Annotated in this window: 14 protein-coding genes; 10 read left to right on the forward strand and 4 right to left on the reverse strand. The window is 44.8% G+C overall.

The genetic code is table 11. The annotated features are described in order from the left end of the window. Window positions 1-26: 26 nt before the first annotated feature. A complete protein-coding gene (locus tag AB9H30_RS00430; protein WP_371192587.1) occupies window positions 27-833 on the forward strand; it encodes a pseudouridine synthase in 807 nt (268 codons plus the stop codon). A gap of 88 nt (window positions 834-921) precedes the next feature. Further along, window positions 922-1371: a flavodoxin domain-containing protein gene (locus AB9H30_RS00435; protein ID WP_371192588.1), complete on the forward strand. Its 450-nt coding sequence runs from the start codon at window positions 922-924 to the stop codon at window positions 1369-1371. Between the two features lie 60 nt (window positions 1372-1431). On the opposite strand, the gene AB9H30_RS00440 is transcribed toward AB9H30_RS00435, so the two are convergent. From AB9H30_RS00440 to map, 4 genes are all read right to left on the reverse strand, one after another. Next, entirely contained in the window at window positions 1432-1893 is a 462-nt protein-coding gene (locus tag AB9H30_RS00440; protein WP_371192590.1) for an acyl-CoA thioesterase, read from the reverse strand. Between the two features lie 68 nt (window positions 1894-1961). Then, entirely contained in the window at window positions 1962-2786 is an 825-nt protein-coding gene (dapD, locus tag AB9H30_RS00445) for a 2,3,4,5-tetrahydropyridine-2,6-dicarboxylate N-succinyltransferase (protein WP_371192591.1), read from the reverse strand. Then, a complete protein-coding gene (gene glnD / locus AB9H30_RS00450) occupies window positions 2783-5416 on the reverse strand; it encodes a [protein-PII] uridylyltransferase (RefSeq protein WP_371192593.1) in 2634 nt (877 codons plus the stop codon). Before glnD ends, dapD begins: the two co-directional genes overlap by 4 nt. A 97-nt stretch (window positions 5417-5513) precedes the next feature. Next, window positions 5514-6311 (reverse strand): type I methionyl aminopeptidase, encoded by a 798-nt coding sequence (map, locus tag AB9H30_RS00455; RefSeq protein ID WP_371192594.1) that lies wholly within the window; start codon window positions 6309-6311, stop codon window positions 5514-5516. A gap of 378 nt (window positions 6312-6689) precedes the next feature. Between map and rpsB the strand changes: the two genes are divergently transcribed. The 8 genes from rpsB to rseP all read left to right on the forward strand — a co-directional run bounded on the left by rpsB (window position 6690) and on the right by rseP (window position 14031). After that, window positions 6690-7418, forward strand: coding sequence for a 30S ribosomal protein S2 (rpsB, locus tag AB9H30_RS00460; RefSeq protein ID WP_371192595.1), 729 nt, complete (start codon window positions 6690-6692; stop codon window positions 7416-7418). 73 nt (window positions 7419-7491) lie between these two features. Continuing rightward, window positions 7492-8364, forward strand: coding sequence for a translation elongation factor Ts (gene tsf, locus AB9H30_RS00465; protein ID WP_371192597.1), 873 nt, complete (start codon window positions 7492-7494; stop codon window positions 8362-8364). Between the two features lie 137 nt (window positions 8365-8501). Beyond that, the gene (gene pyrH, locus AB9H30_RS00470; RefSeq protein WP_371192599.1) at window positions 8502-9245 is read left to right on the forward strand and encodes a UMP kinase; all 744 of its coding nucleotides are present in this window, start codon (window positions 8502-8504) and stop codon (window positions 9243-9245) included. Between the two features lie 9 nt (window positions 9246-9254). Next, complete coding sequence (gene frr, locus AB9H30_RS00475; protein ID WP_371192600.1) at window positions 9255-9812, forward strand: ribosome recycling factor; 558 nt, start codon at window positions 9255-9257, stop codon at window positions 9810-9812. Window positions 9813-9855: 43 nt separating this feature from the next. Further along, entirely contained in the window at window positions 9856-10599 is a 744-nt protein-coding gene (gene uppS / locus AB9H30_RS00480; RefSeq protein WP_371192602.1) for a polyprenyl diphosphate synthase, read from the forward strand. Next, window positions 10593-11456 carry a phosphatidate cytidylyltransferase gene (locus tag AB9H30_RS00485; protein ID WP_371192603.1) on the forward strand — a complete coding sequence of 288 codons (864 nt, stop codon included), beginning with the start codon at window positions 10593-10595 and terminating at the stop codon, window positions 11454-11456. Before uppS ends, AB9H30_RS00485 begins: the two co-directional genes overlap by 7 nt. After that, window positions 11456-12688 carry a 1-deoxy-D-xylulose-5-phosphate reductoisomerase gene (ispC, locus tag AB9H30_RS00490; protein ID WP_371192604.1) on the forward strand — a complete coding sequence of 411 codons (1233 nt, stop codon included), beginning with the start codon at window positions 11456-11458 and terminating at the stop codon, window positions 12686-12688. Before AB9H30_RS00485 ends, ispC begins: the two co-directional genes overlap by 1 nt. Further along, on the forward strand, window positions 12682-14031 hold the full coding sequence (gene rseP, locus AB9H30_RS00495) for an RIP metalloprotease RseP (RefSeq protein WP_371192605.1): 1350 nt from the start codon (window positions 12682-12684) through the stop codon (window positions 14029-14031). Before ispC ends, rseP begins: the two co-directional genes overlap by 7 nt. Window position 14032 lies beyond the last annotated feature (1 nt).

Below are 14032 nucleotides of genomic sequence, written 5' to 3' on the forward strand. Positions count from 1 at the left end.
TTATAACCCTTAGAGCAAGCTTACAGATGGATGGACCGAGCATAGACACCTGCGCCGCTGATGACAGTGTGCAGCGGCCCCTCATTCCCATTTTGTTTCAAGATGAGCATTTAGTTATCGTGCATAAACCGTCTGGCTTGCTGGTTCACCGCAGTCCAATTGATAAGCATGAAACAGCGTTTTTATTACAGCGTTTAAGAGATCAAATTGGGCAATACGTCTATTCTGTTCATCGCTTAGATAAACCCACTTCTGGCTTAATTGTAATGGCTTTAAGCCCTCAAATAGCGCGCTTACTCAGCGAGTTATTTGAAAACCAACAGGTAAAAAAAACCTACATCGCCTTAGTTAGGGGATATTTGAATGAATCAATTACGGTGGATTATCCCTTAGTTGAGCAGCTCGATAAAATGACCGACAGGATGGATAAGCAAAATGAAGCAAAGCCGGCCGTCACTGATATTGAGCCGCTCGCCTGTTTTGAGCTGCCTTTTCCGGTGGCGCGCTACCAAAGCGGCCGATTTTCTTTGTTAAAACTGCATCCACGTACCGGCAGAAAGCATCAGTTAAGGCGCCACCTCGCGCACCTTCGCCACCCCATTATTGGCGATACCAGCCATGGTGATGGTAAACAAAATAAATATGCAGTAGCGCATATGAATATTCACCGTTTGGCATTATGCGCGACGGGTATTGAATTTATCCATCCAGTGAGCGGTGTGAATTTAGTGATAAATACCAAGCTAGACCAAGATCTCGCTGGCATTGCTCAATTATTGGATAATTTTAGTACCACTAAACGCGCAGAATTTGATTGGCAGAACTTGATTTAATCGAAATTAGCCTTATCAACGTATCCATGACAAATTTTGTAGGCTTTGGGCCTGTATTCGCTATTAGCAGTAGAAAAAGGAAAATATCATGCGCAGTGTCAGTATCTTCGCGGGCTCGGTCTACGGAAACGCACAACATGTCGCCGAAGAAGTTCAAACCATGCTAGAGGAGGAGGGCATTTCCAGCGAAGTGTTTACTGATCCCACTACTTCTGACTTTACTGATGCCGAAGCAGTTTTGGTGATCACCTCAACAACCGGTCAAGGCGATATTCCGCCAAACCTTGAGTTCTTCCATTCTGAATTACGCGATACCTTTCCATTGATGGACGCTAAACCTTTTGCAGTGGTTGGGCTAGGAGATAGCAGCTATGGCGATTCTTACTGTGGCGGTGGCAAGCAATTTTTTGAATTGCTGAATGAGTTGCAAGGCAAAGCTATTGGTCCACTGTTTGAAGTTGATGCAATGGAAACCCTAGCACCAGAAGAAGAAGTCGTGCCTTGGGTAAAAGCTAATATTGATGCATTAACAAACTAAAGCTGGCAATCAAAGCCAGTAATCAAGGCCAGTAATCAAAGCCGGCCAGCAATATATGGGTTAACCGGCTTGATTGACAACTCTTTCAAATTTTCTGGCGAAAGCTTCTTTAAACATGTGTGGGATTGGGCATTTAACAAAATCACTGGCGGTAAGCATCACATAAGTGGTTTTCATCTGAGCAATTTTTTGCCAAGAATCTCCCGCTCGTTTTGCACAATCAATAGTGAATTGAAATGAGGTATTGCCTACATGAGTGGTTGTTACCTTTAGCGCTAGCACATCATCGAATAAGGCTGAGCTGAACCAGTCAATATGATAACTTACCACTTGATTTTCAAAGCCAGCTTTTAGCAGCGCGTTGCAATCGCCAACTAAGGCTCGAAAATATTCGGTGGCGGCGATGTCCGCATAGTCGGCATAGCGAGCATTGAACACGACATTTTGCGCATCGCATTCACCGTAGCGAACACGCAAATAGAGCGTTAATTCATTTTGTTCTAAAAGATTGCTTTCGGTCATGGTTTAATCGGCCAAGGCTGCAGCGATGGCCTACTCTGTAGTCTTCTAAGGTAAAGCGCGTGAGATGCTTACTCAGCGCCTCTTAATAAAGCATTAATGCCGACTTTAGCACGTGTTTTAGCGTCGACTTTTTTCACAATAATTGCGGCATATAGACTGTATTTACCGTCTTTGCTAGGTAAGTTACCCGGCACTACCACGGCACCAGCAGGTACGCGGCCATAATGGACTTCACCGGTTTCACGGTCGTAAATACGCGTTGATTGGCCAATATATACACCCATTGAAATAACCGCCCCTTCTTCGACAATAACGCCTTCGACGACTTCTGAGCGGGCACCAATAAAGCAATTATCTTCGATAATAGTTGGGCTAGCCTGCAGTGGCTCAAGCACGCCGCCAATCCCTACCCCCCCTGATAAGTGCACATTTTTACCAATTTGGGCACATGAGCCAACGGTTGCCCAAGTGTCTACCATTGTGCCGCTATCGACATAAGCACCGATATTGACATACGAAGGCATAAGCACCACGTTACTGCCAATAAATGTGCCGGTACGCACTGTCGCTGGAGGTACCACGCGCATGCCTTCTTTGGCAAAACGAGCTTGGTCGTAATCGCTAAACTTTAGCGGAACCTTGTCGTAAAACGTCGATTCAGCGCCTGGCATCACTTGATTATCATGGAGTTTAAAAAACAGCAGAACTGCTTTTTTCAGCCATTCATTAACCTGCCAACTACCGTTAATTTTTTCGGCAACACGAGCTTCGCCTGAGTTGAGTAATGCGATCGAATCGGCGACGGCTCTTCTTACTTCTTGGGGAGCCGTTTGCGCGTTGTAGCTATCGCGGGTATCAAAGGCGTGTTCTATTATGGTGGCTAAATTAGTCATAGTGCAGTGTTCACTTCCGGTTGGTCGAGTTTAAGAAAGAGCTGTTTTTTAAGTAATACTTGTTGCGATTGTGTCAGGGCTTTACCTTCATTGTTGCAAACAATAAAGACATCTTCGGCGCGCTCCCCAATAGTGGCAATTTTTGCCATTTTAAGGGTGATGTTCAGGTCGACAAACAAATGTCCAATGCGGGCTAGCAGGCCAGGTGCATCGAGCGCTTCGAGCTCTATTAGTGTCGCATCATCTTGGCTCGAGTAAAAACGAACTTTGGTTTGCACATCAAGTTGCTTCATGCGCCTAGACATACGCCGCTGATTGTTGTGCGAGCGCCCCGGTTTAATCAACTGGCGATGCACCGCCTGTGCAATGTTTTTTACGCGCACGTCCGACTCTATTTTATCTGAATTTTGGTCGAGAATAATCATGCTGTCGAACACGTAACCATCGTCAGTCACGACAATATTCGCATCGTGAATGGAGCAATTTCGGCTGTCTAATACAGACGCAATCTGCGCAAACAGAGCAGGTCGGTCGGTGCAATAAATTAGTAATTCGGTGCCAGCGCTTGTGGTGCTGTTGCTTGCGGCAACGAGGATGTCATCCTCAGGAAGGCTCCCTGCACCTAGAATCGTTTCAGTATGCCAAGCAATCTGCTTAGGTTTAAAGCGCACAAAATAATCGCTGCGCATATGCACCCAAAAAGAGTTGTTTTCGGAAAAGCTAGAATCGTTTTGTTTGAGTAACTCAACAGCGAGGGTTTTGTGTTCATCGACCCTTTCTTGAAAAGTACGCTGACACTCTAAGCCATTATCTAATGCTTGCTGAGTCATCAGATATAACTCACGAAGTAATGAGGCTTTCCAGTCGTTCCAAAGGTTATCATTGGTCGCGCGAATATCTGCAAGCGTCAGCGAGTATAGTAAGTCTAGATGCTCATGGCTTCTTACTTCACTGGCAAATTCTTTTATGACCTCAGGGTCGTAAATATCTCTGCGCTGGGCCACAACTGACATCAATAAGTGTTGCTCAACTAACCACGCAATCATGTTCGTATTTTTTTCTGAAATATTGTGGATTTTACAGAAGGTCAGCACGTCTTGAGCGCCAAGCTTTGAATGGTCGCCGTTTCGTCCTTTTGCAATATCATGAAAAATGGCGGCAATAAATAGAACTTGGTGGTCATCTATATTATTTACGATCCGCGAACACCTAGGGAATTCAGTCGGTTCGGTGTAGTAGCGTCTAACATGTTTGACCAATCGGTGCGTGTGCTCATCAACAGTGTAGGCATGAAATAAATCGAACTGCATCATCCCAACAATCTTATCCCACTCGGGTAAATATGATTGTAAAATACCGTGGTTATGCATGATGTCCCAGCCCAAATCGAAAAACGCTGGATCAGAGACTAGCTCAACAAATTTTTCTCGACATGATTCGATATTATAATAGTAGGTAGATTGAAACTCACGCCTCGCTAAGCGTAATTGTCGTATGCAGTCTCCGTCTATGCCGGTTACTTCCGGATGCGCTTTGACGACCGATAAAAACGATAAAATCGATAAAGGCGATTGGAAGCAGTTTTCATGTCGAGGGCCAATTAACCCTTCCTGCACATAAAAATCTTGATCGAGTATGATAGGTTTTGCGCGACTAATACCTAAAATATCTTGATGAAAACGTTGTAACAGCATGCTGTTCAGTTCGCTAACTCGACGTACGATACGAAACATGTGTTTCATCATCTTTTCTACGCCAGCTTTGCCGTCTCCAAACCCTAATAATTTCGCGACGTCGGGCTGATAGTCGAATAACAGACGGTTTTCACTGCGCCCAGCAATAAGATGCAGTGCAAACCGAATTTGCCACAAATTAGAGCGGCATTCTATCAGCTCTGCGTGCTCTAATTCAGTGAAGTAGCCGTGTCCAATCAGCGTCATGCCATCGTATTCGCAAAAATGCTTTTTAGCCACCCAGCCGACGTTCTGTATATCGCGCAAGCAACCTGGGTTTTCTTTGATATTTGGCTCTAGGTTGTAAGAGGTGTCGTTAAACTTCTTATGACGCTTGGCTTGTTCTTCGAGTTTAGCTAAGAAAAATGCCTTGCTTGACCACACACTTTGAGTGTTAATTTTCGCAACTAAGGCATCGAAAGTGGCATGGCATCCGCACAGTCTGCGCGCTTCTACCAGATTGGTTGCAATCGTTACATCAGTCTTTGCAAGCGCAACCGTCTCTTTTATGGTGCGAACAGACTGCCCAATCTCTAAACGGACGTCCCACAAAAATGTAATAAATTGGCTCACATCGTTTTGAATAGCGTTTGATAAAGTCGATTTGCTTAATATCAGCAGGTCGATATCAGAATATGGTTGCAGTTGACCCCGTCCGTAGCCACCTACCGCGCACAAGGTGAGATGTTTTTGTTTATCGAGACCAATAAGTTGCCATGCATGACAAAGCAGAGCATCGGTAAAATGCGAGCGTGCCACGACCAATTCATCCACGTGGATATTGGTAAAGTTATCGCGCAACCAATCATAACTTTGGTTAACACAATCTTTAAACTCACCAATATTATTAATGTTGGTGATGCTAGTTACGCGTTCAATAATGTTATTGATGGTCATTTACCGCCAAAATCCTATGGTAATTGTGCTGTTTGCACAGTACTCAAGCGCTGCAATAAAGTGATACTTTATTATATTGTCTATTCGATTATGTTGACTATGCGCTATGCTCAATGACGCGCGCTAAGTCTTCCTCATCGCGCAAGGTCAGTACCTCAACGCCATTTTTGGTGACCAATAAGGTGTGTTCCCATTGCGCACTAAGGCTTCTGTCCTTTGTCACAACGGTCCACTTATCGGGGAGTATTTTTGAATATCGCTTGCCGGCATTGACCATTGGCTCGATGGTAAAGCACATGCCTTCTTTGAGCTCTTCACCCGTGTTGGGGCGACCGTAATGGACTACCTGCGGGTCCTCATGAAACACCGCGCCAATGCCGTGCCCGCAATATTCTCTCACTATAGAGTAATGATGGCTTTCAGCATGGGTTTGGATAGCGTGGCCGATATCGCCTAAACGCATCCCCGGTTTGACCATTGCAATGCCTTTATACAAACATTCTTGGGTCACACGAATAAGGCGTTCGGCGAGTATGCTTGGTTTACCTACCACAAACATTTTTGAGGTGTCACCGTGGTAGCCGTCTTTAATCACTGTGACATCAATGTTTAGTATATCGCCATCTTTGAGTTTTTTGTCGGCAGGAATGCCATGACAAATAACATGATTGACCGATGTGCAAATGGATTTTGGAAAGGGTGGGTGGCCATAATTCAACGGTGCTGGAATGGCGCCCTGTACCTCAATAATGTAGTCATGACAAAGCTGATTTAGCTCGTCGGTGGTGACGCCTTTGTTTACATGCTCACCAATCATTACCAACACATCAGAGGCTAGTTTGCCCGCTACGCGCATTTTTTCAATTTCGTCTGCAGATTTAATTGTAATACTCAACGCGCTTCCTCACTTTACGCACTAAAAAAACGAGATGAAGTATACCACAAGATGTGATTTTCAATATTACTCATTGATAACACTTATAACTTTATCTCAATTACTCACTTTTTATCAGAAAACCCTTGGTAAAACACCTTTTTCATCAGGCGGTAAATAGCAATTATTACTTGCGCGCAGCCAGCTCAAATGGTATAAAGCCGCGCTGTTTTCAATGAAACTTTTTGAAAGCAGTAAAAATCGACGGTCAATTGACCATAATACACACACATATCGACACTGATTTCGGGGTGTCTGTAACGAGAGCAAATAAGCGAACGTTATGGATCGAATGAAGGGATATGTGGAGGCCTAACCCCTACAATAGGATTAATAATCATGGCAAACGTATCAATGCGTGACATGCTCCAAGCGGGCGTGCATTTCGGACACCAAACTCGTTATTGGAACCCTAAAATGGCACAGTTCATTTTTGGCGCTCGTAACAAAGTCCACATCATCAACCTTGAAAAAACCGTTCCTCTTTTCAATGACGCCCTTTCTTTCTTATCAAGCGTAGCTAACCGTAAAGGTAAAGTGTTGTTTGTAGGAACCAAGCGCGCGGCTGGTGAAGCAATTAAAGAATCTGCACAAAAGTGTGGTCAGTACTATGTAAACAAGCGCTGGTTAGGCGGAATGTTGACTAACTGGAAAACGGTTCGTCAATCAATCAATCGTTTAAAAGAGCTTGAGTCACAAAGTGCAGACGGCACCTTCGACAAGTTAACCAAAAAAGAAGTGTTAATCCTTCAGCGCGAAATGAATAAGCTAGAAAGCAGCTTAGGCGGAATCAAAGACATGGGCGGTTTGCCTGACGTTCTTTTTGTAATCGATGCGGATCATGAGCATATTGCGATTACCGAAGCACGTAATCTTGGTATCCCTGTTGTGTCGGTTGTAGATACTAACTCTAACCCAGACGGTGTTGATTACATCATCCCTGGTAACGATGACGCTATCCGCGCTATAACGCTTTACACGGAAGCAGCAGCGGCTGCCATCATGCAAGGTCGTGACGGCGGAACAGAAGCAGCGGCAGCAGATGAATTTGTGGTAGAAGGCGAGTAAGGCCTACACCAGTTATCGATTATAAGGAGACATTGCGTCTCCTTTTTATGAATTAAATTTTGAGGAAAGAACAATGGCAGTGACTGCAGCACTGGTTAAAGAATTGCGCGAGCGCACGGGCGCCGGCATGTTAGATTGTAAAAAAGCCTTGGTTGAGACTGACGGTGACGTCGAGTTGGCAATTGAGAATATGCGTAAATCAGGTCAAGCAAAAGCCGCTAAAAAAGCCGGTCGTATTGCTGCTGAAGGCGTAGTATTGACACATGTTGCAGGAAATACCGCAACGATGCTTGAACTTAACTGCGAAACTGATTTTGTAGCGCGTGACGAGGGTTTCTTAGCCTTTGGTCAAAAAGTATTGAGTGTTGCTGCAAGTAACAACCTTAGCGACATTGAAGCAGTAAACGCTGCTGACTTTGAAGGGTCTTCAATTTCGAGCATTCGCGATACTTTGGTAGCGAAGATTGGCGAAAACATCTCTCCACGCCGTGTTATTACTGTTGAAGGTGATAACTTAGGTGCGTACGTGCACGGCGGCAGAATCGGCGTAATCGCTATTTTGCAAGGCGGTGATGAAGATCTAGCGAAAGATATCGCAATGCACGTTGCGGCGTCTAGCCCACAGTTTGTTAAACCTTCTGATGTGCCCGATGAAGTAGTAGCCAAAGAAAAAGAAATTCAGCTTGAGATTGCAATGCAGTCTGGTAAGCCTGCTGAAATTGCTGAGAAAATGGTGATGGGCCGTATGAAGAAATTCACCGGCGAAGTTAGCCTTACCGGTCAACCATTTGTAAAAGATCCGAGCATGAGCGTCGGCGACTTATTGAAGTGCAAAGGCGCAGACGTTATTAACTTCGTACGCTTTGAAGTGGGTGAAGGTATCGAAAAGAAAACTGAAGATTTTGCTGCAGAAGTTGCTGCACAAATGGCAGCGGCTAAGAAATAATTTAGCAAGTTGCTTTTGCAAATCAAGATGTTCCTATACACTATCTAGCACCTCCTTTGGGGTGCTTTTTTATGGGTAAAATTTGCAACGCATTATATTTGTTGCGTGGTAATAAAGTTTAAAGGATAAAGCTGCACATGAGTATTTCGCCAAAACCTGCATATAGAAGGATCTTATTAAAACTGTCTGGTGAAGCCCTGATGGGTGACGAGAATTTTGGCATCGACGCCAAAGTGCTAGACCGAATGGCCCAAGAAATCAAAGAAATCGTTGAGCTCGGCGTCGAAGTTGGCTTAGTCATTGGTGGTGGGAATTTATTCCGCGGTGAAGGATTGGCAAAAGCCGGTATGAACCGTGTGGTAGGTGACCATATGGGCATGCTAGCAACGGTGATGAATGGTTTAGCAATGCGCGATGCCTTACACCGAGCCTATGTGAACGCACGTTTAATGTCTGCAATCCCCCTAAACGGTGTATGTGACGCTTATAATTGGACCGATGCCATAAGTCTTCTAAAATCTGGTAAAGTGGTCATCTTTGCTGCGGGCACTGGCAATCCTTTCTTTACGACAGATTCAGCAGCTTGTCTACGCGGCATCGAAATAGAAGCCGACGCGGTTTTTAAAGCCACTAAAGTCGATGGTGTGTACAGCGCCGACCCGGTGAAAAACCCAGATGCGGTATTGTTAAAGACCATTACCTACCAAGAAGTATTGGAAAAAGAATTAAAAGTAATGGATTTGTCGGCATTTACCCTGGCCAGAGACCATAATATGCCCATTCGTGTGTTTAATATGAATACCCCAGGGTGTTTAAAAGCGGTAGTCTTAGGGGATGACGAAGGAACTTTAATTTGTCATCCTGAAAAAATAGAAGAATAAGAGATTGTTATGATTGACGAAATTGAATTAGATGCGGGCGACCGCATGGAAAAAAGTATAGCAGCTTTAAGAACGCAGCTAAGCAGAATCAGAACCGGGCGTGCGCACCCAAGTTTACTCGACGGGATAATGGTGTCTTACTATGGCGCTGATACCCCCCTCAAACAAGTTGCGAATGTGGTAGCTGAAGACAGCAGAACTTTAGCGCTCTCTGTATTTGATAAGAGTGCCATTCAAGCTGTCGAAAAAGCGATTATGCAATCAGATTTAGGTTTGAATCCAATGACAGCAGGCACAACCATGCGTATACCCATGCCAGCACTGACTGAGGAACGTCGCAAAGACTTGATTAAAGTCGTGCGTCATGAAGCAGAGCAAGGCCGCGTTGCAGTGCGAAATATACGCCGTGATGCCAACAGCGATATCAAAGAATTATTGAAAGAAAAACAAATCAGTGAAGATGAAGCACGCGCCGGAGAGGAGAACATCCAAAGCCTTACCAATGATTTTATTAAAATCATTGACGGTGTGCTTGTCGATAAAGAAAAAGATCTGATGGAAGTATAGTTTGTTTAAAAAGGCATCGGCCCAGGCCTCGCAAGAGCCTATTATGCTGAAAATACCGCGCCACGTAGCCATCATCATGGATGGTAATGGGCGTTGGGCTCAGCAGCGCAAAAAGCATCGTACCTTTGGCCACAAAGCCGGGGTGGAGGCTGTGCGTGCGTCGGTTGCCTTTGCACGAGAAACGGGTATCGATTCTCTCACGCTATTTGCCTTTTCAAGCGAGAACTGGAAACGACCAAAAGACGAAGTCAGTATATTGATGGAGCTTTTTAGTTTGGTATTAAAAAGCGAAGTTAAAAAGCTAAATAAAAACGATATAAAATTTAAAGTAATCGGCGACATAACGGGTTTTGATAAAAAGCTCCAAACCAAAATTGCTGAAGCTGAAGCACTCACCGCGAACAATCAGTCGCTCACCTTGAATATTGCGGCAAATTACGGTGGGCGTTGGGATATTATCAATGCCGCTAAAACCATTATGAGCAAAGTCGCGGCAAGTGAGCTAAGCATAGACAAGATAGATGAAGAGTGTTTTGAACAACATATCAGCACGCAAGGTTTGCCAGAGCTTGATTTGTTGATTCGAACCGGTGGCGACCATCGAGTTAGTAATTTTTTGCTTTGGCAATGTGCATACGCAGAGTTCTATTTTACTGAGACACTATGGCCAGACTTCAATAAAGAAATGTTTCAGCAGGCCGTAGACGATTTTGCCCAGCGTCAACGCAGATTTGGTCAAACGGGAGAACAAATTATGACTCAAGATATCGAGCCGAAGGTATGTTAAAACAGCGCATTATCACCGCCGTCATACTTGCTCCCATTGCATTATTTGCGATTTTATTTTTACCCATTGAGGGATTTAAGTTAGCGGTAGCAGGCGTGATATGCCTCGGGGCATATGAGTGGGCTAATATGTCGGGTATTACCGCGCGAATTTTTAAAGGTTGGTTTACACTTTTTATCGCCGTTATCTGCGCAATTTTAATTTTGACTGTCGATGCCGAATCTATCTGGCGGCAAGGTGTGTTGCATCCTGTTTATGCGTTTTGGCTTTGGATTTCAGTGTTTTGGTGGGCGCTATCCTTAGCGATGATCATTGCCTATCCAAAATACAGCGAATCTTGGAAAGACAGCATCGCGATCCGGGCGACGTTTGGTGTACTTACGCTCATTCCAACTTGGATAGCAGTGGTTAGTCTGCGCACGAGTCTCTACGAAGTTGACCCTAACTATGGCGCCTCATTGCTATTTTATGTTCTCGGGATTGTTTGGGCAGCCGATATTGGCGCATTCTTCGTTGGGGTTAAATTTGGGAAACATAAACTACGTCCTAACGTATCCCCGGGTAAGACCCTTGAAGGTTTAGCCGGTGGTGTTACTGCTTCATTTGCGATCATTGCCTTTGCCGCTATGCATTATCAGTTTGAGTCATCGCAAATTGGAATTCATGTGGTGATTGGTATGATAACCGTCGCGGTGTCAGCTTTGGGTGACTTAAACGAGTCGATGGTGAAACGCTGCGCGGGTATCAAAGACAGCGGGAAGTTGTTACCAGGCCACGGTGGCGTTATGGATCGAATCGACAGTTTAACCGCCGCATTTCCGGTATTTGCCTTTTGCTATATGCTGTGGATGGCTTAGTGCTTGATACAGCCTCTTTGCAAGACACCCAGCAACATCAGAGTATCACAATTCTTGGTGCTACTGGTTCTATAGGTACTAGCACGCTCAACGTCATTGCTATGCATCCTAAGCGTTATTCGGTTTATGCAATATCGGGGCATTCACAACTTCATAAACTTGCCAAAATTGCCGAGCAGTTTGCTCCTCAAGTGATCGCTGTGAATAATCAAGAAGACGCGCTTACTCTGGCATCACTTTTGCCCCATGACAGCACCATCAACATCTGCTGTGGTGAGCAAGGCTTAATTGATATTGCTAGCCACAAACACGTTGATACGGTGATGTCGGCGATTGTAGGTGCAGCAGGCTTATTACCGACTCTTGCTGCGGTGAAGGCCGGTAAGAAAGTATTGTTAGCAAATAAAGAGTCACTGGTGATGTCTGGTGAGCTGTTTATGGACGCCGTAAAAACCTATAAAGCCACCCTAATTCCAATCGATAGTGAACATAATGCTATTTTTCAGTGTCTACCTACAAATTATGAATATGCGAATCCTAACGCTAGCGGAATATCGCACTTGTTATTGACTGCATCGGGTGGCCCATTTCGTGAGGCCATGCCTGATGAGCTAAAAAATGTAACACCCGATCAAGCCTGTGCTCATCCAAATTGGGATATGGGTCGCAAGATTTCTGTAGATTCAGCGTCGATGATGAACAAGGGTTTGGAGTTTATTGAAGCAAAATGGTTATTCGGCATACATGAGGACAATATAAAAGTGGTAATACATCCTCAAAGTACTATTCATTCAATGGTGCAATACAAAGACGGCTCTGTCCTTGCGCAAATGGGCAACCCCGATATGCGCACGCCGATTGCCCATGCACTCGCATATCCGCAGCGCATAGAATCGGGCGTTGAGGCTTTGAACTTTTTTGAACAAGCCAACTTTACATTTGAAGCACCTGAACCAGAGCGTTTTCCAAATTTATTTTTAGCCATGCGCGCCAGCCGTTTAGGCCAGGCGGCGACAACGGCCCTTAATGCTGCAAATGAAATTGCGGTTGAAGCATTTTTAGCGGAACAGATTTGTTTCACCGATATATTTATGGTTAATCAAGCGGTAGTTGAACAAATGCATAGCCCGACTCTTAACTCTATTGAGGATATTTTGTCTCACGATGCAAATTGCAGAGCTTTAGCAAGCGAGATGGTCAATACGATTATCAGTGAGGCGACACAATGCTAGAAATTGCCCGCAATATTCTATTTTTTGTGATTGCGCTTGGTATCTTAGTTGCGGTGCATGAATGGGGTCACTATTACGTTGCAAAGCTTTGCAAGGTCAAAATTCTGAAGTTTTCAATTGGTTTTGGGAAACCAATTTATCGGAGAGTGACCTCAAGCGGCATGGAATTTGTGATTGCTATGATCCCACTTGGGGGTTATGTACGCATGCTAGATGGCAGAGTCGATGCGGTTTCTCCAGCACAAGAGTCTGTGGCCTTTAATTTTCAACCGGTGTGGCAGCGCTTTGCAATAGTGGCCGCGGGGCCGTTGGTCAATTTCATTTTTGCTATATTTGCATTAGCCGCCATTGGCATGATTGGACAGCAAACGCCAACAACTGTCATCGGTGAGATTACGCCTGATACCTTTGCGGCTCAGTCCGGATTGCAAAGCGGCGATAAAATCATCGCGGTGGGTCAACACGATACCAACGATTGGCGAGATGTGCTGATTGAACTATCTACCTACAGTGGTGAGGATGTCATTCCAGTTACTGTAAAGCAAACTAATGGCGTGACCCAAACGCACAATATTCCAATCAATGGTTGGAAGATCGACCCTGATCAACCTGATTTATTTAGTGCTATTGGGTTTCAAAGGTTTACCCCAGCCCTGACTACAAAGCTCGGATTTGTTGAGGAAGGCAGTCCAGCTGACAGAGGTGGATTGCAAGTAAATGATAAGATCGAAAAAATAGATGGAACCTCTATGGAAAAATGGAGCCAAATAGTCGACTTTATCGAGCAACGTCCAAATCAAACCGCCCGGGTTGAGGTGCTTCGCGAAGATCAAATGGTAGACTTAGAACTCACCTTTGGTCAAAAAGCAGACACACCAAGCCAAGGATATTTGGGAGTAATACCGTTTCAGGACACGTGGCCGCCGGAGTATATTCAAAACATTCAGCTAGGACCAGTGGACGCCTTGGTAGATGGCGCCGCACAAACTTGGCGTTTAATGGGTGTAACCATGGAAATGCTCGGCAAATTGTTAACCGGAGACGTATCGGTAAAGAACCTGAGTGGCCCAATTTCGATTGCTCAGGGAGCAGGTATGAGTGCGAGTATCGGAATTGTCGCATTTTTAAGTTTTTTGGCGCTTATTAGCGTAAATCTTGGTATCATCAACCTCTTGCCGTTACCCATTTTAGATGGCGGGCATCTGTTGTACTTTACCATCGAATGGATTACTGGAAAGCCGGTGTCAGAGGCGATTCAGGAGGTAGGATTTAAAATTGGCGGTATGATTCTGTTTGCAGTAATGGCGACAGCAATCGTCAATGACATCCTGCGCAATACATAAT

The sequence above is a fragment of the Glaciecola sp. SC05 genome, from assembly GCF_041380235.1.
In the GTDB taxonomy this organism is placed as follows: domain Bacteria; phylum Pseudomonadota; class Gammaproteobacteria; order Enterobacterales; family Alteromonadaceae; genus Glaciecola.

What these genes read in the sequence shown, in the direction of transcription:
- AB9H30_RS00430 (WP_371192587.1), top strand. Translation starts at nt 27, where the DNA reads ATGGATGGACCGAGCATAGACACCTGCGCCGCTGATGACAGTGTGCAG.
- AB9H30_RS00435 (WP_371192588.1), top strand. Translation starts at nt 922, where the DNA reads ATGCGCAGTGTCAGTATCTTCGCGGGCTCGGTCTACGGAAACGCACAA.
- AB9H30_RS00440 (WP_371192590.1), bottom strand. Translation starts at nt 1,893, where the DNA reads ATGACCGAAAGCAATCTTTTAGAACAAAATGAATTAACGCTCTATTTG.
- dapD (WP_371192591.1), bottom strand. Translation starts at nt 2,786, where the DNA reads ATGACTAATTTAGCCACCATAATAGAACACGCCTTTGATACCCGCGAT.
- glnD (WP_371192593.1), bottom strand. Translation starts at nt 5,416, where the DNA reads ATGACCATCAATAACATTATTGAACGCGTAACTAGCATCACCAACATT.
- rpsB (WP_371192595.1), top strand. Translation starts at nt 6,690, where the DNA reads ATGGCAAACGTATCAATGCGTGACATGCTCCAAGCGGGCGTGCATTTC.
- tsf (WP_371192597.1), top strand. Translation starts at nt 7,492, where the DNA reads ATGGCAGTGACTGCAGCACTGGTTAAAGAATTGCGCGAGCGCACGGGC.
- pyrH (WP_371192599.1), top strand. Translation starts at nt 8,502, where the DNA reads ATGAGTATTTCGCCAAAACCTGCATATAGAAGGATCTTATTAAAACTG.
- frr (WP_371192600.1), top strand. Translation starts at nt 9,255, where the DNA reads ATGATTGACGAAATTGAATTAGATGCGGGCGACCGCATGGAAAAAAGT.
- uppS (WP_371192602.1), top strand. Translation starts at nt 9,856, where the DNA reads ATGCTGAAAATACCGCGCCACGTAGCCATCATCATGGATGGTAATGGG.
- AB9H30_RS00485 (WP_371192603.1), top strand. Translation starts at nt 10,593, where the DNA reads ATGTTAAAACAGCGCATTATCACCGCCGTCATACTTGCTCCCATTGCA.
- rseP (WP_371192605.1), top strand. Translation starts at nt 12,682, where the DNA reads ATGCTAGAAATTGCCCGCAATATTCTATTTTTTGTGATTGCGCTTGGT.